14 protein-coding genes and 3 pseudogenes are annotated in these 18,482 nt (G+C 59.6%); 15 read left to right on the top strand and 2 right to left on the bottom strand.

The window, feature by feature from the left end; all coding sequences use genetic code 11:
* Window positions 1–19: 19 nt before the first annotated feature.
* A complete protein-coding gene (locus tag E5X34_RS29245; protein ID WP_135920629.1) occupies window positions 20–1,192 on the bottom strand; it encodes a M20 aminoacylase family protein in 1,173 nt (390 codons plus the stop codon).
* 575 nt (window positions 1,193–1,767) lie between these two features.
* Between E5X34_RS29245 and E5X34_RS29240 the strand changes: the two genes are divergently transcribed.
* From E5X34_RS29240 to E5X34_RS29205, 8 genes are all read left to right on the top strand, one after another.
* Complete coding sequence (locus E5X34_RS29240; RefSeq protein ID WP_292112971.1) at window positions 1,768–2,517, top strand: electron transfer flavoprotein subunit beta/FixA family protein; 750 nt, start codon at window positions 1,768–1,770, stop codon at window positions 2,515–2,517.
* Between the two features lie 79 nt (window positions 2,518–2,596).
* Complete coding sequence (locus tag E5X34_RS29235; RefSeq protein WP_292112969.1) at window positions 2,597–3,526, top strand: electron transfer flavoprotein subunit alpha/FixB family protein; 930 nt, start codon at window positions 2,597–2,599, stop codon at window positions 3,524–3,526.
* Window positions 3,527–3,954: 428 nt separating this feature from the next.
* A complete protein-coding gene (locus tag E5X34_RS29230) occupies window positions 3,955–5,619 on the top strand; it encodes an ABC transporter substrate-binding protein (protein WP_292112966.1) in 1,665 nt (554 codons plus the stop codon).
* Window positions 5,620–5,687: 68 nt separating this feature from the next.
* Window positions 5,688–6,641, top strand: coding sequence for an ABC transporter permease (locus E5X34_RS29225; protein WP_292112965.1), 954 nt, complete (start codon window positions 5,688–5,690; stop codon window positions 6,639–6,641).
* Window positions 6,638–7,495, top strand: a complete 858-nt coding sequence (locus tag E5X34_RS29220) for an ABC transporter permease (protein WP_135920639.1) — start codon at window positions 6,638–6,640, stop codon at window positions 7,493–7,495. The genes E5X34_RS29225 and E5X34_RS29220 overlap by 4 nt, the downstream gene beginning before the upstream one ends.
* The gene (locus tag E5X34_RS29215; RefSeq protein ID WP_292112958.1) at window positions 7,488–9,554 is read left to right on the top strand and encodes an ABC transporter ATP-binding protein; all 2,067 of its coding nucleotides are present in this window, start codon (window positions 7,488–7,490) and stop codon (window positions 9,552–9,554) included. The genes E5X34_RS29220 and E5X34_RS29215 overlap by 8 nt, the downstream gene beginning before the upstream one ends.
* Before the next feature lie 12 nt (window positions 9,555–9,566).
* Window positions 9,567–11,000, top strand: a complete 1,434-nt coding sequence (locus tag E5X34_RS29210; protein WP_292112955.1) for an amidase — start codon at window positions 9,567–9,569, stop codon at window positions 10,998–11,000.
* Window positions 10,997–12,778, top strand: a complete 1,782-nt coding sequence (locus E5X34_RS29205; RefSeq protein ID WP_292112952.1) for a CocE/NonD family hydrolase — start codon at window positions 10,997–10,999, stop codon at window positions 12,776–12,778. The genes E5X34_RS29210 and E5X34_RS29205 overlap by 4 nt, the downstream gene beginning before the upstream one ends.
* A 7-nt stretch (window positions 12,779–12,785) precedes the next feature.
* Here E5X34_RS29205 and E5X34_RS29200 read toward each other — a convergent pair.
* Window positions 12,786–13,417 (bottom strand): annotated as a pseudogene (locus E5X34_RS29200) (transposase); the annotation flags it as partial.
* Between the two features lie 57 nt (window positions 13,418–13,474).
* Between E5X34_RS29200 and E5X34_RS29195 the strand changes: the two are divergent.
* The 7 genes and pseudogenes from E5X34_RS29195 to E5X34_RS29175 form a co-directional block, all read left to right on the top strand.
* Window positions 13,475–13,734, top strand: a pseudogene (locus tag E5X34_RS29195) (integrase core domain-containing protein); the annotation flags it as partial.
* A gap of 82 nt (window positions 13,735–13,816) precedes the next feature.
* Window positions 13,817–14,203 carry a hypothetical protein gene (locus E5X34_RS29190; protein ID WP_292112949.1) on the top strand — a complete coding sequence of 129 codons (387 nt, stop codon included), beginning with the start codon at window positions 13,817–13,819 and terminating at the stop codon, window positions 14,201–14,203.
* A 113-nt stretch (window positions 14,204–14,316) separates the two neighbouring features.
* Window positions 14,317–15,492, top strand: coding sequence for a Xaa-Pro peptidase family protein (locus E5X34_RS29185; protein WP_292112946.1), 1,176 nt, complete (start codon window positions 14,317–14,319; stop codon window positions 15,490–15,492).
* 324 nt (window positions 15,493–15,816) lie between these two features.
* Window positions 15,817–15,918: pseudogene (locus E5X34_RS32960) on the top strand (hypothetical protein); the annotation flags it as partial.
* An 88-nt stretch (window positions 15,919–16,006) separates the two neighbouring features.
* Complete coding sequence (locus E5X34_RS32955) at window positions 16,007–16,099, top strand: phytanoyl-CoA dioxygenase family protein (RefSeq protein WP_363791671.1); 93 nt, start codon at window positions 16,007–16,009, stop codon at window positions 16,097–16,099.
* A 20-nt stretch (window positions 16,100–16,119) separates the two neighbouring features.
* Complete coding sequence (locus E5X34_RS32950; protein WP_363791668.1) at window positions 16,120–16,257, top strand: hypothetical protein; 138 nt, start codon at window positions 16,120–16,122, stop codon at window positions 16,255–16,257.
* Between the two features lie 898 nt (window positions 16,258–17,155).
* Complete coding sequence (locus E5X34_RS29175; RefSeq protein ID WP_292112941.1) at window positions 17,156–18,259, top strand: ABC transporter substrate-binding protein; 1,104 nt, start codon at window positions 17,156–17,158, stop codon at window positions 18,257–18,259.
* Window positions 18,260–18,482: the final 223 nt, after the last annotated feature.

Here is an 18,482-nt window from a genome sequence, read left to right as displayed (position 1 = left end):
CTCTGTTAGGACATTCAGACTAGGACTGCGGCGCGAGCACGGTTTCGACAAGAGTGACCCAGTACCCGATACCGTAGGGGAGAGCCTCATCGTCAAAGTCGTAGGCTGGATTATGCAATGCGGCAGTCGGCCCGTTGCCGAGGTACATGATAGCTCCGGGTCGCGCCTTGAGCATAAAGGCAAAATCCTCAGAAGAGCTACGGGGACTCATCTTTGGGTTTACTGACGCGGTGCCCACTAGGTTCTGCGCCGCCTTTATCGCGAGGTCCGTCTCCGCAGGGTGGTTCACCGTGACCGGAGTGTCCCGCCGATAATCGAGCTCGGCGTCACCACCGAACACGCGAGCGATGCTTTGTGCGGATTCGCGCATTTTCACTTCGGCGAAGGCGCTCAGCGCGGGTGAAAATGTCCTTACCGTGCCGGCCAAATCTACCTGCTCGGGTATGACATTATAGGCTGTCCCTGCATTGATCTTGGTGACGGAGATCACTAGCGCCTCGAGCGGGTTCGTCAGGCGCGATACCAAGGTTTGCAGGCCCAGTATCACCTGCGCGGAGATGACGATGGGGTCAATGCCCTCGTGCGGCCGTGCCGCATGGCCGCTTTTTCCCTTTATGACGAGGTCGAAGTCATCCAACGAAGACAGAGCTGGGCCGTGGCAGGTAGCGAACTTGCCGACTTCGACACCCGGTGTGTTGTGTAGGCCGAATACCTGGGAAATGCTGAACCGGTCAAGGAATCCCTCCTGAACCATCTTCTGGGCGCCTGACGGCAGTATCTCTTCTGCGGGCTGGAAAATTAGCGCAACGGAACCCCGGAAGTTTCGGTTTTGGGCCAGGTGCTTGGCCGCGCCGAGCAGCATTGCTGAATGACCATCATGACCGCACCCGTGCATTCGCCCAGGGGTCTCTGAGGACCAGTCCTTTCCAGAGGCCTCGAGTATGGGGAGCGCGTCCATATCGGCTCTCAGCCCGATAGTGGGCCCTTCTCCGCCTTCTCCTTGGATGACAGCGACAATGCCGGTTTCGGCTATGCCCGTTTCGATGTGGTTTATACCGAAGGATGCTAGCTTTTCGGCCACGAATTGCGCCGTCTTCTCCACACGGAAGCCAAGTTCGGGGTTCCGATGTAGATGCCGGCGCCACTCCGTTGCTTCCGCGTGAAGCTCTCGGAAACGTTCAACCCCTTGCAAGCTATCCCCCGCGTGACAGTTGATCGCTAATAGCAATATTTACGCCACTGTAATTCGGCCACACCGCCTCCTCCAATTCAGTTTGCATATCTCGACGATCTGGAATCGAGATCGACAGGATGGTCAATAGAGAGAGGGGGAGACGTTGCCGACGGGACATACAAAGCGGGCTCAGGCGCAGTCATATGCGGTCGATCGGGAATCTCAATTCCAAATGTTCACACAAACGAATTCTTCCGACGGAACCGTCGCGCATAAATGACGACTGATCCGCGTGACGATTGCCCTACTCCAACAGCGCACTGGTCGCCAGTTTGCCCGGCACCAGTGGTTCGAGCAGATTACGGGCCGTATCGGACGGAGTTTCGCCTAAAATGCGCGCCAGGTGCCGTCTTTATGAAGCGATCATGCGGCGGCCCTTCGATATGTAACGTCTGTGGGAGTGAACGATCGGGTTGGCTAAAGCAAAGACGCCCGGAGCGGGATCATCAATCGCACAATCAGGAAACTTGTTGGAAAAGTCCTGGCTAGAACAGGATCCGGCAATCGAAGCGACAACGTTAGGTGATCTACACATGAAGACTCTTGTGCCCGTGAAGCGGGTTGTCGACTACAACGTGAAAATCCGGGTCAAGTCGGACGGTTCGGGCGTCGAACTGGCCAATGTGAAGATGTCGATGAACCCGTTCGACGAAATCGCCGTCGAAGAGGCGATCCGGCTCAAGGAAGCCGGCAAGGTCGATGAGATCGTCGTCGTGTCGATCGGACCCCAGCAGGCGCAGGAGACGCTGCGGACCGCGCTCGCCATGGGCGCCGACCGCGCCATCCTCGTCAAGACCGACGGTGAGACCGAACCGCTCGGCGTCGCCAAGGTGCTGAAGGGCGTAGTCGAAGCCGAACAGCCAAGCCTCGTCATTCTCGGCAAGCAGGCGATCGACGACGACGCCAACCAGACCGGCCAGATGCTTTCGGCGCTGCTCGGCTGGAGCCAGGGCACCTTCGCTTCAAAGATCGAGATTGTCGGCGACAAGGCCACGGTGACGCGCGAAGTCGATGGCGGCCTGCAAACCGTTGAACTGAAGATGCCGGCGATCGTGACCACCGATCTGCGCCTCAACCAGCCGCGCTACGCTTCGCTGCCAAACATCATGAAGGCCAAGAAGAAGCCGCTCGACGAGAAGACTCCCGCCGATTTCGGCGCCGATGTCGCGCCGCGGCTCACCGTCCTCAAGACTGAGGAACCGGGCGGCCGCAAGGCAGGCGTCAAGGTCAAGACCGTTGCCGAGCTGGTGGACAAGCTCAAGAACGAAGCCGGCGTGCTTTGAGCGTGTCGCCGTGCGCACGACAGGTTTAACACCGGCATCCAGCGCGTGATGACGCCGACGCCGAGATAAGGAAAAGCAAATGGCTATTCTTCTGATTGCCGAACACGACAATGCATCGCTGTCCGACCAGACCGCCAAGGCGTTGACGGCAGCACTCAATATCGGTTCCGACGTCGACGTTCTGGTGGCCGGCAAGGGCGCCAAGGCGGCCGCGGACGCCGCCGCGAAGCTAAAGGGCGCCACAAAGGTGCTGCTGGCCGAGGCCGACGAACTCGAGCAGCGCCTTGCCGAGCCGCTGGCCGCACTCGTCGTCTCGCTGGCCGACGGCTACGACACGATCGTCGCGCCGGCGACATCGTCGGGCAAGAACGTCGCGCCGCGCATTGCCGCCTTGCTCGATGTCGCCCAGATATCGGAAATCATCGAGGTGCTCGCCCCCGGCACGTTCAAGCGTCCGATCTATGCCGGCAACGCTATCCAGACAGTGCAGTCGGGCGCGGCCAAGAAGGTGATCACTGTCCGCACCGCTTCCTTCCAGGCGGCTGGCGAAGGTGGCTCGGCTCCGGTCGAAACGGTCGCCGCTGCGGCCAATCCCAGCCTCTCGACCTTCGTCGAAAACAAGCTCTCGGGGACAGACCGTCCCGAACTGACCTCGGCCAAAATCATCATTTCGGGCGGCCGCGCGCTGGGCTCTTCGGAAAAGTTCCAGGAAGTCATCCTGCCCGTCGCCGACAAGCTCGGCGCGGCCGTTGGCGCCTCACGCGCTGCGGTCGACGCCGGCTACGCCCCCAACGACTGGCAGGTCGGCCAGACCGGCAAGGTCGTCGCGCCCGACCTCTACATCGCCTGCGGCATCTCCGGCGCCATCCAGCATCTCGCCGGTATGAAGGATTCCAAGGTCATCGTCGCCATCAACAAGGACGAGGAGGCGCCGATCTTCCAAGTCGCCGATTACGGCATCGTCGGCGATCTCTTCGTTATCCTGCCGGAACTCGAAAAGGCGCTCTGAGCACCCGACTCCCGCTCAATCGGAGGCCTTCACGCGTCGTTAGGGGCTGCGCGGGAACGAATTGCCCGCAGAGATAAATCTTGCCGGGTTCGGGGGATGGCATGTCCGGCACGACCCAATCCTGAAATGCCTGCGGGTTGGCAACGGGGGGGTGCCGATGGCCGCGAATGCCTCGCCAACAATGGCATGAATGCTAATTTGATCGAGGGGCGAGATGGATTCATGTGCTTGATCTGAATCCAGCCACCAACGAACGGCATTCTGCTGCGATCGTTTCGGCGGCTCGACAAAGGCGCGACACCGTCATCTGTGCCCGGGGGCGCGTCCAGCTTGCCCCCCATCTCGTTGCTAGATCGCAAGGATAGCAAAACTGAATTTGACCTGAAACAGCGCGGCAGGCTCCAATATCAAGAACAAGGGGAACCGCCATGACACGAAACGTCAACTTGCTCGATAAGCTTCGCTCCAGTCTCACCCCCGTCGAGAACCATCTGGTCGATAGCTACGTCGATGGCCGCGTGAGCCGCCGCGATTTATTGCGGCACGGCAGTTTGCTTGGCCTCTCGCTCCCGTTCCTTGGACGGGTTGCGTTGGCGGCAGGCTTCAGCGCAGCACCTTCTGTAGCGCGGGCGAACGTTCAGCCGGGCGCCACCATTCGGGTTGCATGCGCCGCGCCGACCGGTGCGATCGACCCTGTCCTGGCGGGGGACTACGGCCCGATACTGATGTTTCAGCAGGTCGGCGAGTTCCTTTGTGTGGACGGGCCGGACCTTATGCTAAAGCCTGGCCTCGCGACAAGCTGGAAGCCCAATCAGGACGGCACTGTCTGGACCTTCACGTTGCGCAAAGGGGTCAAGTTCCATGCTGGCGGCGAGATGATAGCCGATGATGTCGTTGCCACCATGGACCGGCTGGCCGATCCGAAGAATTCTTCGAACGCGCTCTCGGTATTCAAGGGAATCCTGCAGAAGGGTGCCACCCGGAAAGTGGACGACTACACCGTCGAGTTCCATCTTGACGGTGCGAACGGCAATTTCCCCTATTTGGTGTCCTCCGACAACTACAATGCCATCATCCTACCGGCGAACTACGCCGGGGATTTCGAGACAACCTGGGACGGCACAGGTCCCTTCAAAATTGACAAATTCACGAGGAACGTTGGTGCAAGTTTCGTCCGCAATGAAGATTATTGGGGCCCAAAGGCCCTGCCGGCGAAGACAGAATTCACCTTCTACCAGGACATCCAGCCGCAAATCCTCGCGCTTCAGGCTGGGCAGGCTGATATCATCAACAAACTGCCCGCGTTTGCGGGCGTGGCACTGCTAAACGACCCGAACTTTGAGATAATCAGCATCCCATCAACCGCGAATCAGGGAGTCCATATGCATTGTCACATGGGCCCGTTCAAAGACGCGCGAATCCGCCAAGCGGTGGCGCTGAGTCTCGATCGCGAGAAACTGGTGAATGGCCTGATGAAGGGCAAGGCGGCCATCGGCAACGACAGCCCGTTCGCGTGGATCTATCCCTCAACCGATCCGTCAATACCGCAGCGCAAACAGGACATCCAAAAAGCAAAAGAGCTGATGAAGGGGGCGGGGGTTGAGAAAGGCTTTCAGGCGACGCTTACTGCCCCGCATACTCAAGAGATTCCGGCCTTTGCACAGCTTATCCAGAGCTGGGTGAAGGAAATTGGCATCGATCTTAAACTCAACATCATGGACCGAGGCTCCTATTTTGGCGATGCGGTCCCCGGAAAGTCGCCTTGGCTTGACGCGGAAATGGGGATTGCCGACTGGGGTCACCGGGGTGTGCCGAATGTCCTTCTCAAATCACTTCTGACGAGCAGCGGTGCTTGGAATGCGGCCAAGTTCCAGAACGAGGAATATGACAGGCTGGTCCAAAGTTATATCGCCTCATCCGACCTAGAGGCGCAGCGGGAAAATGCAGGCAAGATCCAGCGGCTACTGCTTCAGGAAACGCCCATGCTCTTCAGCTACTTCTTCGACCACCTGACCGCGACCAAGAAGGGCGTCGTCGGCGCTCAGCCAACGGCCATGGGGCAACTCTTCCTTCATGGCGCGGGAATTGTGTGACGTCGGTTGGGCGGACCGGTACGCGCCGGTCCGCCGCCGCCACGCTTTCGCGCTTTTAGGTAGACCTGATGAACCGCTTCCTCGCCCGGCGCCTCGCCTATTCGTTCGTGACACTGTTCGTGCTGAGCCTGCTCGTTTTTTTTCTCGGGCAGATTTTGCCCGGCAACGTCGCTCGCGCCATCCTTGGCCCTTTTGCCGATCAGCAGGCGGTAGATGCGCTGAATCACCAGCTTGGCGTCGATCGACCGCTCTTCGTGCAATACGGCACTTGGATCTGGCACTTTGTCCAAGGCGACATGGGCCAGTCCTACATATACCGTACTCCCATCGCTGACTTTGTAGTTCCCGCCCTCAGCCATTCGCTGAAGTTGGCGGCGGTGGCCTTCCTCGTCGTCGTGCCACTCGGGATCTTTGGTGGGGTAGTGGCCGCGCTGAATGTCAACCGGCCAACCGACCGCATTATCAGTCTCGCCGGTCTATCGGCGGCCGCTATGCCAGAGTTTGTCACCGGCATTTTGGGGATCCTAGTCTTAGGGGTCTGGCTAGGCTGGCTGCCGATCTCCGCCGCTTGGCCTGACGGCGCGGGTGCTTTGACCCAGCTCTACCACTTGATCTTGCCCGCGATACCGCTCGTGCTCGTCCTGTTCGGCTACATTGCCCGCATGGCCCGCGCGGGCATGATCGAGGCGCTCGACTCCGACTATACTCGTACCGCGGTCCTTAAGGGCCTGCGTTGGCGGCAGGTCATTTGGCGGCATGTCCTCAGGAACGCGCTGCTGCCCACGATCACCGTTGTAGCCACGCAGACGGGCTACCTGATTGGCGGCCTTTTGGTAGTAGAGACGTTGTTCCGCTACCAGGGCATCGGGTCGCTGATTTTCAACGCGGCCAGAGCCAAGGATTTCCCGATGCTGCAGGCCTGCGTGCTAATCATCGGGATCGCGTATGCGGTGGCGACATTGCTCGCCGATGTCTTCTATTCCCTCCTCAACCCGCGAATCCGGATGGAGGAGAGCCAATGACAAACGTTGCTAACGCCGAGCCTAGTAGCCGGCGCCAGGACGTCGTCGCGGCGCTGTTCCAATCAGGATCCTTCCTGACCGGCATGACCCTCGTGCTTTTCTGGGTGGTCTGCGCCCTATTCGGCGGACACCTCGTGCCTTACGACCCGCTCACCGAGGATATCCTCAACGCGCTCGGGCCTCCCTCGGCAAGACATTGGTTCGGGACCGATCAACTCGGCCGCGACATCCTTTCCCGCGTCATCGTCGGCTCGCGAGATCTTCTCATCGTCGCGCCTCTAGCGACGATCCTGGCGACCGCCGTGGGGACAGTGCTCGGTCTTTTCATCGGCTATTTCCGAGGCGTCATCGATGACGTCGTCTCGCGTCTGATCGAGGCTAAGATGGCGCTCCCGTCGGTCATTGTCGCGCTGCTCGCGATCGTCGCGCTCGGCACCTCCGAGACGACGGTAATCATCGTCATTGGCCTGTCCTTTGGCCCAGTCATCGCCCGCACCGTCCGCTCTGCGGTATTGTCGGAGCGGGAGCTCGACTACGTCGCCGCCGCCAAGCTCCGCCGCGAGAATGCGATTCATATTATGTTCGTCGAAATCCTGCCCAACATACTCCCCCCCATCCTCGTCGAATCCTCGGTGCGCCTAGGTTATGCGATCTTCGCAGTCGCCACCCTGAGCTTCATCGGCTTCGGCCTACAGCCGCCCTCGCCGGATTGGGGGCTGTCGATCGCGACCAACTACTCGATGATCAGCGGCGGCTATTGGTGGACGGTGCTGTTCGACGCCCTAGCCATCGCTAGCCTCGTGGTCGGAGTTAATCTGACGGCCGATGGCTTGCACGGGGCCCTCAATGACTGAACCGGCGCTGTGCCTAGATCGACTTTCAGTTGCCTACCGCACCGGCGGGCGGGACCGCGCAGTGCTGCGTGAGGTAAGCTTCACGATAGCGCGTGGTGAGGCGTACGGGCTGGTAGGCGAGTCGGGCTGCGGCAAGTCCACCGTGGCGCTGACTGCAGTCCGCTACCTGCCGCGGAACGGCAGTATCACTGGCGGATCGGTTATGCTCGACGGAACGGATGTGATGCGGCTTGGGCCCGAAGCGCTGAGGCAACTCCGGGCAAATCGGGTTTCGATGGTCTACCAAGACCCAGGCAAAGCGTTAAACCCTTCGCTAACGGTTGGGCGGCAGCTGGCCGAGGTATTCGAGGTCGTAGGCGTCCGTCCGGCCGAGCGCGAAGTTCGTGCGCTCGAGATGCTGAAGAAGGTTCGGATAGCCGATCCCGGCTCTGTGATGCGGCGCTATCCGCATCAGCTGTCAGGTGGGATGCAGCAGCGGGTGGCGATCGCCATGGCGCTGGCGAACGAACCGACGATGCTGATCCTCGACGAGCCCACAACTGGCCTCGACGCCACCGTGGAGGCCGAGGTCCTTGACCTTATCACAGATCTGCGGCGCGAGCTCGGCACGTCAATCTTGTTCATCAGCCACAATCTCGCGGTAGTGGCAAAGATGTGCGACCGCGTTGGCGTTCTTTATGCGGGAATGCTGGTGGAAGAAGGTCTGACGCGAGAGACATTAGGTTCACCGCGCCATCCCTACACAGTAGCGCTTCTGCGGTGCCTGCCACAGGGCGGGCAGCGAAAGGATCACGCAAGGCTCGACACCATTCCTGGTTTCCTGCCCTCGCCTGGCGCGCCGATGCCGGGCTGCCCCTTCGCCGAGCGCTGTGCGCTCGCCGATGGCCGTTGCCGGACGGAAATTCCGGAGCTGGGGGACGCCCACGGTCGGCTCGTGCGTTGCCATTACCCCGATCGGGCGGCTGACCTTCCGCGTAGCTCGCCGGCCGATGTGGCGCCAGCGAGACCTGCATCCGAGGCCGCGCCGGTACTCCGAGTTAGCAATCTCTCGAAAACCTACAGTCAGGGCGGCCATCCGATTCGTGCGGTCGCCGACGTGTCACTAAGCCTGCTGCCGGGGGAAACACTCGGTCTGGTCGGCGAGTCCGGGTCTGGGAAGACCACGTTAGCTCGAATGCTCCTAGGCCTCGTCCAGCCAGATCCTGGTGGGACCATTGAGCTTGACGGCAAGCCCCTTGCCGCCGGCCTCGGGCAGCGCTGTGACGAAGAGGTGAAGGCAGTACAGATTGTCTTCCAGAACCCGGATTCGGCGCTAAACCGCTCTCATGCGGTCGCCCGCATCATTGGCCGTGCGTTGCGAAGGCTCGGCGGTTTTCGAGGCGCCGACTTATCTCGTCGTCTCGACGCGCTCGTGGAGGCAGTTCGACTGACGCCTCAACATCTAGCGCTTCGCCCATCTCAGCTTTCCGGCGGACTCAAGCAGCGTGTCGCCATAGCGCGCAGTTTTGCCGGGGACCCTCGTGTCGTGGTCTGCGACGAACCCACCTCCGCGCTCGACGTCTCGGTCCAAGCGGCGATTTTGAATCTCCTGGCCGAGCTTCAGGCAAAACGGGACGTCAGCTATGTCTTCATCTCTCATGATCTTGGGGTCGTACGTTATCTTTCCGACCGAATTGCCGTTCTCTACCTGGGGCGGATCATGGAGATGGGACCATCAGAGCGGGTATTCGAGGGACCCAACCATCCCTATACCGAAGCGCTTCTTTCCGCAGTCCCTAATCTGGACGAGTCCCAGGATAGCCGCATTCGGCTCTCTGGGGAAATTCCCTCCGCGGCCAATCCGCCTTCCGGTTGCGTCTTCCAAAACCGATGCCCACGCAAGCTTGGCGCAATCTGCGAGACTTTGGAGCCACCGCTGACCGAAATGGAGCCTGGCCATATCTTCCGTTGCCATATTCCAGCAGAAGATCTCGAGCGCCTTCAGCGGCGGCGCAAAGCATGCGCCCAAATTGTTGGGTCTTCTCCGGAGAAAGCCAGACGCTACGAACTCGCTAGGTGAGGCATCATCAACATGAGATTGAGCGAGTATGTCTGTTGCGATGCCACCGGTCTGGCCGCTCTAGTGACAAGTGGTCAGGTAACACCCTCTGAGTTGGTGCGGCTGGCCGGTGAGGCGCACGACGAGGTCAATCCTCGCATCAACGCCGTCATCGAGCTCTACGAAGATGCCGAAACCGTGGCTGGCGCGAGCGGAGGGCTTTTCCACGGCGTGCCTTTCCTTCGCAAGGATATCGGGGGCACCGAAGCTGGCCGCCTCCAGGAAAAAGGAAGCCGTCTGTTCAAGGGCTGTCGCTCTGACACCGACAGTTACTTCTTTCAAAGCGCTCGGAAGAGCGGGCTCCGGACGATAGGAAGAACGACCACACCGGAGCTTGGGATGTCCGTATTGAGTGAGAGCATTCTTAATGGCATCACTCGCAATCCGTGGAAGTTGGAACGATCTACAGGCGGCTCGTCTGCCGGAGCAGCCGCGGCGGTGGCCGCGGGAATCACGCCTATTGCGCACGGCAGCGATGGCGGCGGGTCAATTCGCATCCCTGCCGCCTGGTCAGGACTTGTCGGGCTGAATCCGTCCCGCGGACGTGTTTCCGGCGGTCCAAACAACCAGGATGCGTCGTTTGGCCTGACGCGCGAGTTTGTCCTATGTCGGACAGTTCGCGACATGGCCGCCGCGCTCGACGTCTTTTCCAAGCCCTATCCTGGCGACCCATTTATCATCGTTCAGCCGGACCGTCCCTATATCGATGAACTTTCACGGCCGACCGGAACGCTGAGAGTGGGGGTGGCGAGAACCAAATGGGGCGCAGTCGATCTCGAGCCGGACGTTCAGGACGCTGTCGAGGCGACGGCCTCCCTTCTTGAGGAAATGGGTCACATCATCACCGACATCGAGCCGCCATATGAGTCCATCGAATACACGCGAGTAATGCTCTCCAGGGCATGTTTCACCGCGACTTCACTTGAAGACGGGGCGCGGGCCGTGAGACGCGCTATAGACGCGGATACTTTGGAGCCCATCAATCTCAAGCTTTATGAGTATGGCCGAAATTTCAAGGGACGTGCGGGCGACGTAGAAAAGGTCTTGCAGAGAATGCGGCGCCGGGTGGGTGAGGCGATACATCCGTTCGACATCCTGGTGACCCCCACAATGCCAATGACAGCCCTACCGCACGGCGGCATCAACAGCACGACCAACCCGACGCTGTCCGCGGAAGAATTCAAGGAAGCGGACGCCGCGAATCTCCAGTACACTGGGGTATTCAATGTCACCGGACAACCTTCGGTCTCCTTGCCATTGGCACAAAGCGCCGACGGGCTGCCGATCGGGATTCAGATCGTCGGTCGCTTTGGCGACGAGGCCACGCTGGTCCGTGTCGCACGCGATCTGGAGGAAGCTAGACCTTGGGCCCACCGGCGCCCGAAGATCTGGGCAGGCGACAAATGACCAGCACACCGGACAAGATGGATGATGGCAACGGTCTCGTTCCCTTCCCAAAACCGCTTTTCGAGGTCGATCTCGAAAAGGATGTCCGTGTAGCCATGCGTGACGGCGTCGGTCTCTACGCGGATATCTACCGTCCGCGTGAGACCGGGGATCAACTGCCGACCATCCTGATCCGCACGCAGTATGACAAAGCCCCCTATCGTGCCTCGGCTTCGGAGACGAAAAGCGGTCTCGCCTACATGTTCGCCGGCCAAGGCTTCGCGGTCGTGGTGCAGGATATCCGCGGCCGCTTCCGTTCAGAGGGCACGTTCCATCCGGCTGAAAGCGATGCAGACGACGGCTACGATACCGTGTCGTGGGTCGCTTCGCAGCCCTGGTCCAACGGCAAGGTCGGTGGGTACGGCTGCTCTGCGCTCGGCATTAACCAGGTGATGATGTCGCAGCGGCGGCCGGCGGCGCTGAAGGCGCTCTTGCCGCAGGGACCCGGCGGCGCCTTGCGTTGGCGGAAATTCAGCGTTCTGGTTTCGGGCGTGCCGGAGATCGGCTGGGCCTTCCAGTGGTTCGTCCAGGATGCCAACCAGCGCTCGCAGCCCGTTCCAAACGTTGATCTATACGAGGCGCTGGAAGCCCTGCCACTCGCCGACGCCGCGGATCGTGTTGGAAGCCATCCCACCGATTGGCGCGACTGGATCACACATGAGACCGGTGACCTCTGGTGGGACAAATTCCCGTTCTTTGATGAGACCTCGCGCCCGGACGTGCCGGCACTGTTTGTCAATTCGTGGTACGACACGGATGTCGGCGAGACGGCAAAACTGTTCAACATGTTCAGGAAGCAGTCTACGTCGGAGAAGTCGCGGCGCAATCAATTCATAATCATCTCTCCAACCGCTCATTGCAAAAGCGAACAGGCCTGCACACCGCATTTCGTGGGCGAGCGCGACGTTGGCGACATTCGGCGGGATTATTGGTCGATCTATCTGAGCTGGTTTAACCACTGGCTGTGTAACGACGATGACAGCGGCGACTTCAAGATGCCGCACGTGCAATATTACCTGATGGGGGCGAACCGCTGGAAGTCGGCAGATAGCTGGCCGCTGCCGGGGACCCGTTTCGTGCCCTACTACCTCGCCAGCGAAGGTAATGCGAATACAAGCAATGGTGACGGCAAACTGTGCACCACGATGGCTTCGGGGCCTGCTGACAACTATCGCTATGACCCCCTTGATCCCGTGCCCAGCCCCGAGAACTTCGCAGTCCCCCCGGGGCAGGGCCGCCGTGCCGAGCTCCGGTCCCCCGGAAACGCAGTCGACCAGCACCAAGTGGACCTGCGGCAAGACCGTTTGGTGTTCACGTCCGAGCCGCTCCGCGAAGGTCTAGAGGTTACCGGGCCGCTGAAGGCTGTGCTTTACGTGTCCTCCTCGGCGACCGATACGGACTTCGTCGTGCAGCTAAGCGATGTCTACCCTGATGGCCGCGTCTATAATCTCAGGACCGGCATCGCCCGAGCGCGCTACCGCGAAGGCTACAAGGAGCCGAAGCTGATGACGCCGGGCGAAATCTATCTGATTGAGGTGGATATGCAGGCGACGGGCAATTGGTTCGGGCCCGGCCACCGCATCCGCGTGCAAGTATCGAGCAGCAGCTTCCCGCACTTCGCACGCAACCTGAACACAGGCAGCAATAACGCCACCGAAACAACCACCGTCGTGGCGAAGAACACTATCCATCACGAACGCCACCATCCCTCTCACATCCTTCTGCCTGTGGTTGAATAAGGGTGCTCTCCCAGGCTGCTGTCACAACCTCCTCCTTCGTCAGCGCCGTGATCCTTGCTGGGGTCGGAAAAGCATCGAGGAAGGCGAAGAACCAGTCGCTACGACTGTTTCCCCGGAAGCGATCGATCTCGGGAAAATACAGCGGCAGGTAATGCGTCAGGATACGGTGCTGGATCTCGGTCTTGGCCCCGGCGATCGCTTCATGCGTCTTCGACAGTTCCTGCACGTCGTTGATGCCGGCGCGCAGCGGATCATGCTAGACCTGTGTCGCCTGGATCCTGAGCATGTGCAGGATCACCTGCGCATCCTTGGGATCGTTCTTGTCCCAGCTGTTGTGCAGGCTTCGCGTGTTCGGGCGAGCGCCAACGACGACAACAGGCGCATCTCAAAGCCCGCCTCAGCCAAGCGCCATGCAATGGGCCGATGATAGTTCCCTGTCGCCTCAAAGGCGCAGACCATAGGTCGGCCGTACGCCTCAGCACTTCGATCAGATGGTCGTGTTCGGCACGGGTGTTAAGGACCAAAAGGGCGACGCCGGCGCTTGTAGCCAAGTGTTTCGATAACGACTTCATTGCGGACGTAGCAAATGTCAATCGCTACCAGCACCGCGGCGGCGGGTGTAGAATCTAGAGTGGTCATGGTCGGTCTCTCCGGAATGGGTTGGCTGCCGCCGCTCCTCGATTCCGTAGGTGCTACGGCCCCGAGCTGACGGCGCGGGCGATCCTGCAGTGGCAGGAGGACAACCGTATTGAATGGCACTACATCGCGCCCGGCAAGCCGACCAAAACGGCTTCGTCGAGGGATGGCCGCGGAAGTTGCATCATCGAAGAATGAGTATCGACTACAACGAGCACCGGCCGCACACGATCGTGCGCGGCCTCACCCCCGAACGACTTTGCAACTCGGTCCAGAACGGACCACGAGGAGAACAGAGACCAGTAGTGAACGAGGGCTGATTGGGGCAACGTCAGGACTTATGGCCACCTTCGCTGAAGTGGGACGACCGAGCTTTGCGATACCCGCGGGGCACAATTTTGATTGTTCTCGCATGAACGAGGTCAAACCGGTGATTGTCTGGGTCAGCCGCGTGCGCACAGCCTGCGGCTGGGCGTCGATGGCCGCGCGGATGAGGTCGCGCTCGATCCCGACGAAGACCGGCCGGAGCTTGAGGCGGGCGAGCGCCTCCTGGTCGGCCGGCGCGAAATCAGCGTCAGTGACCGGACCCGCACGCGTGACGATCCCGCCGATCAGCCCATCCATGCCGTGCGCGGACCAGTTCGATCAAGCGCCCGATTTGCCCCGACCGCAGCACGCGAATGGGCGTGTGGCGGAGCAGGAATTATCCTCATCGATCGCTGTGCCTTAGCTGTCATCTCGCCGCCAGATGACGACGATATAAAAACTCCATTTGACGCAAGCCGCTAGGACCGTTGAATGTCTGCCTAAACCAAAGCACGTTAAGCGACATCTCCGAACATCGGTCCGATGCGTACTGTTGCGTAACCGAACCACAACATGGCAAATCATTGAGGTGAGATATGGCGACGATGTCCTCAGCTATTCCTCTGACGGGTGTCCCGTTCCCGAGATCCGAGTACGAGCGCAGGCAGCTCAACGTGCTGGAGGCAGTGGCGAGCGCGGGGCTAGACGCGCTTGTAGTTACTGCCCATGGCCATCTGCGGTATCTCAGCGGATACGACGGCAGTGGTGGATACTTCGCACCGTTTCCTTTGATCATGGTGCCCGGTCGGTCGCCAACTTTTGTTGTCCGGCAGTATGACGAACAAGCGGTTTGTTCGTATAGTTGCATCGATGAGATAGTTACTTATACCCACCAGCAAGATTTTGGGAAAGTGTGTGCCGACGTCCTTCGTCGGTATGGGTTGCAAAGCAAGAGGACCGGTTTTGAGCTTGGCTGCTGGAACCTCGCGCTGGCAGATGTCAATGCGGTTCAGGCTCACCTTCCCGACTTAAAAGTTATCGATGCGACTCGTCTAGTTTCTTCGGTTGCAGCGGTGAAGGGCGAGCTAGAACTCGAGTGCATGCGCGACGCGATGCGCATGACTGACCTGGCAGTGCGAACCTTCCAAGGTTCGCTACGGGAAGGTGTTACCGAACAGGAGGTGGCGGCGACCATGGCGGCTGCCGTCAGGGCAGAGGCCAGCAACTCTGGCGGGGAAGTTGGGCTTTCTGGCGGTACCATTTTGTTCGGGGAACGGACGAAGCTGCCGCATGCACCCCCATCCCAGCATCCAATTAGTAATAACGAGCCGGCTTTTCTGGAAATCGGCGCGTCAAAATACGGATACGCCGTAGGGATGGTCCGGTGCGCTGTGCTTGGCCGACATCCTGAGGCTGAGTCTCTACACTGCTTGGCCGAGGAGGTTATTGACGCTCTTGTTGCCGCAGTTAAGCCGGGCACCTCCGCGGCGGCAGTCGACGCTGCCGGCCGTGAGGTGCTGAAGCGATCTGGGAGAAAGGGAGTTTTCCGCCAACGCACCGGATACCAGACTGGCATCAATTGGACTGAACGCGGTGACCTGAGCTTGGAGCCGGGCGCGGAGGATATCCTGAAGTCCGGCATGACCTTGCACATGCCAAATATATTGTGCAGCGAAAACGGCTACTTATTCGGGGTTGGCGCTCACGTCCTGGTGACAGAGCGTGGTGCGGAACTACTGAGCCAAACACCACCCACGCTCTATCGCGCATGATCAGGTGCGAGAATACCAGGAACAAGGGTTCGTGCACATCCCAGCTCTTTTGTCGCCGGCCGAGGTGGCCGAACAAAGCCGCCGTCCTCGAGGCAGTTGAGATGATGGCTGGCCGCAAGATCCCCCAGGCGGTATCGACCGGCTCGACGGCGACGACCGCTACTACGACAAGGTCTTTACGCAGCGGATCAACGTCTCGCAGCTTAATCAGACGATAAACCGCTACATTCGCGGCCCCGAGATCGGCAACATGGCCAGCGCCCTTGCCCGCCAGGCCGCGATGCGCATTTATCTCGACCCGGCGTTGATCAAAGAGCAACCCGACTGCGTGGTACTTGGACAATCCCTACTGGTCATTCCAGTCGCGCGACGCGATCTCGATCTGGATCGCCGCTCGAGGATGCGACACCGCTAAATGGCTGCCTGTCGTTCATGCCGGGCAGCCACAAGCTAGCCGGCTACGACAACATCGATATCGGGAAAACCTTGGGGGCTCTTCAAAATCTACCCCACGATGGCAGAGACGGACCCTGTCGCAGTGCCAATGCTCGCGGGCGATTGCAGCTTTCACAACGGCCTTACGGCGCATGGCGCCGGGGCCAACTGAGCCGCCGCCGCCGGATCGCGATGACGGCGGCCTTCATGCCCGATGGCTCCATCTTTAACGGGCGCCAGAACATTCTGCCCACGGCTTACTTCGAAAGCCTGAACGTCGGCGACAGGCTCTGCGACGACACGATCAACCCGATCGTCGGGAGAGCCTAGCTGGTCGGTCGCACCCTGAGCACCTTGAGCGCTATTTCGCCCAAGCCGATCAGGGCTTATTCCGGCGACCTGAGTTTTCCTGAGCATCGCGCAACCGTAGAGGGGACCTCGGCGGAAACCGTTATCCCGGGCGATCCCGCTCTTGCGTCAGCTGCATAATATCTGCGGGAGATGATCAGTTGAACGAGCCGCGCTCGCAAAAAGCGCTGATAGGGGCTTCTCACCCCACACCGGGCGGCGGCGGCGATGATCTACGTGTTGGTGGCGTCGTCTTGCCTGCTCCTCCGGTCCCACTCAGCTCCGGAGCTACTTCGCGCCCCTAAGCTCACTGTGGTGACGGATCAACGATCGAAGCAACAAGATCTGCTCAGAGGGGACGATCCGGCCGATCGGGTGAGGGCGGTTATTAGCGGCATCGGAGCTGCAAGTTGCTGCAACACGAATTGGCGCGGGGCCTCTACCGACGTTGCCGGCAGCGAAAAAGGTCGGCCCCAATCGTGTAACTCTGTGCCGCCTCAGACCGCAAAACCCTGCCAGTTTCTCTTTCTATATTGAGGCGAAGCGCATCGTCGGCCGCGGCTCGGCCGCGTTACGCCTCACAGATCTCCTTGCATCCTCAGCAAGGTTTTTTCTCGGACCTCCGCAGTTGATAGGTGAATGGGAGCTGTCGCATCGGCGACCTCCACCGCCCTCATTGCCAACACGAGAACGAATGAATACATGAGCTCAACTCAGATGTAGGGGTCCATCTCGCTCCTAGATGACGCTAATATGTAAACTGAATTTGACGAAAACTCTCGTGCCACCGATCATCACTTACAATGCGCTTTTGGCCGTAGAGCACACAAATTCGTGACGTACACGTGGTCAGCGTTAACCACCAAAAAGGGGAACTAAGATGAGCTTCTGGATAAATCGCAGACGTTTCATGCAAACGACCTCGTCAGCTGTCGCAGCCGGCGCACTGTCCTCCGTTCTCCCGGCTTCTGCGCAATCGTCGGGTCAATTAACGGTGACGGTGGGGGGCGGCGATGTGGGTAAAGCCACGATTGAGGCCTTTGTCAAACCATTCGAAGCTGAGACAGGTATCAAGGTGAATGCGATCACCGAGGATGCAAGCATGTCCGCGATTGAGTTGATGGTGAAATCGGGCAACGTTACGCTTGACGTCGGCGCTGTAGCGCAAACTACTGCCATTACCGCCGATGGAAAAGGCCTCCTCGAGAAGATCGATTATTCGATTCACAAGAAGGAAGAGCTGGACGGCATGTTTGAATTCGCCAAGCAGCCGTTCGGCGTCGCCTGGCCCATGTATTCGTACAACATGGTTTACAATACTGAATCATTCCCTGCTAGCAACCCGAGGCCCACAACCTGGGCTGATTTCTGGGATGTCGAAAAGTTTCCCGGCATCCGAACGCTTGTGTCAGGGGCGTACGGGTCGGAGGGACCTTGGGAGGAAGCTCTGCTGGCTGATGGCGTACCCGCCGAGCAACTTTACCCGATGGACATCGATCGCATCTTCACCAGTCTGGACAAGATCAAGCCGCATATCCGTAAGTGGTGGGGCGCCGGCTCCGAGATCCAGCAAATGTTGCATGATAAGGCAGTCGACGTGGCGCAGTCATATGATGGGCGGGCGCTTCTTCTGATCGACCAGGGTGCACCAATCGAGATCAACCGGAATCAGGCAAAGCTACAATGGGACTATTACATAATTCCCAAGGGGGGGGCCAACGTGCAAAATGCCCAGAAGTTCATTGAATTCATTACTCGCGCTGACCGCCAAGCAGCATTCTGCCAGATATTCCCACAAGGTCCAACCAACCGCAACGCCTTTAAGCTGATTCCGGAAAAGATTGCTCGAAAACTTACTAGCAATCCTGACTACATGAAGAGCAGCGTTACTATAAATGGGCAGTGGTATAATGATATTGGGCCGGATGGCCTGACGAACACCGAGCGGCTCGTTCAGCGCTGGAACGAATGGGTTCTTCAATAGACCCTGGATTCCACTAGAGTCATTGTGGCCGGGTGAATGGTCACCTCAGTCGACTTGCCGACTGCGAGATGAATGGATCCAACCAACTCTCCCCCTTTTTTTGGCCAACTTGGGGATTGCGCATAATGGTGCCGAAAAACTAGCTGGTTAGGGGGCTGCCGCTGTATTCCACATCGAGTTGGGCGGCAGCAGCTACGGTTAATTAGCAGGGGTCCGTCAGCGG

This window comes from Mesorhizobium sp., from assembly GCF_004963255.1.
GTDB lineage: Bacteria > Pseudomonadota > Alphaproteobacteria > Rhizobiales > Rhizobiaceae > Mesorhizobium.
Note: the sequence above shows the minus strand (reverse complement) of the source record. Positions and strands in the feature narration are given on the sequence as shown.

What these genes read in the sequence shown, in the direction of transcription:
- E5X34_RS29240 (WP_292112971.1), top strand. Translation starts at nt 1,768, where the DNA reads ATGAAGACTCTTGTGCCCGTGAAGCGGGTTGTCGACTACAACGTGAAA.
- E5X34_RS29235 (WP_292112969.1), top strand. Translation starts at nt 2,597, where the DNA reads ATGGCTATTCTTCTGATTGCCGAACACGACAATGCATCGCTGTCCGAC.
- E5X34_RS29230 (WP_292112966.1), top strand. Translation starts at nt 3,955, where the DNA reads ATGACACGAAACGTCAACTTGCTCGATAAGCTTCGCTCCAGTCTCACC.
- E5X34_RS29225 (WP_292112965.1), top strand. Translation starts at nt 5,688, where the DNA reads ATGAACCGCTTCCTCGCCCGGCGCCTCGCCTATTCGTTCGTGACACTG.
- E5X34_RS29220 (WP_135920639.1), top strand. Translation starts at nt 6,638, where the DNA reads ATGACAAACGTTGCTAACGCCGAGCCTAGTAGCCGGCGCCAGGACGTC.
- E5X34_RS29215 (WP_292112958.1), top strand. Translation starts at nt 7,488, where the DNA reads ATGACTGAACCGGCGCTGTGCCTAGATCGACTTTCAGTTGCCTACCGC.
- E5X34_RS29210 (WP_292112955.1), top strand. Translation starts at nt 9,567, where the DNA reads ATGAGATTGAGCGAGTATGTCTGTTGCGATGCCACCGGTCTGGCCGCT.
- E5X34_RS29205 (WP_292112952.1), top strand. Translation starts at nt 10,997, where the DNA reads ATGACCAGCACACCGGACAAGATGGATGATGGCAACGGTCTCGTTCCC.
- E5X34_RS29185 (WP_292112946.1), top strand. Translation starts at nt 14,317, where the DNA reads ATGGCGACGATGTCCTCAGCTATTCCTCTGACGGGTGTCCCGTTCCCG.
- E5X34_RS32955 (WP_363791671.1), top strand. Translation starts at nt 16,007, where the DNA reads ATGGCAGAGACGGACCCTGTCGCAGTGCCAATGCTCGCGGGCGATTGC.
- E5X34_RS32950 (WP_363791668.1), top strand. Translation starts at nt 16,120, where the DNA reads ATGACGGCGGCCTTCATGCCCGATGGCTCCATCTTTAACGGGCGCCAG.
- E5X34_RS29175 (WP_292112941.1), top strand. Translation starts at nt 17,156, where the DNA reads ATGAGCTTCTGGATAAATCGCAGACGTTTCATGCAAACGACCTCGTCA.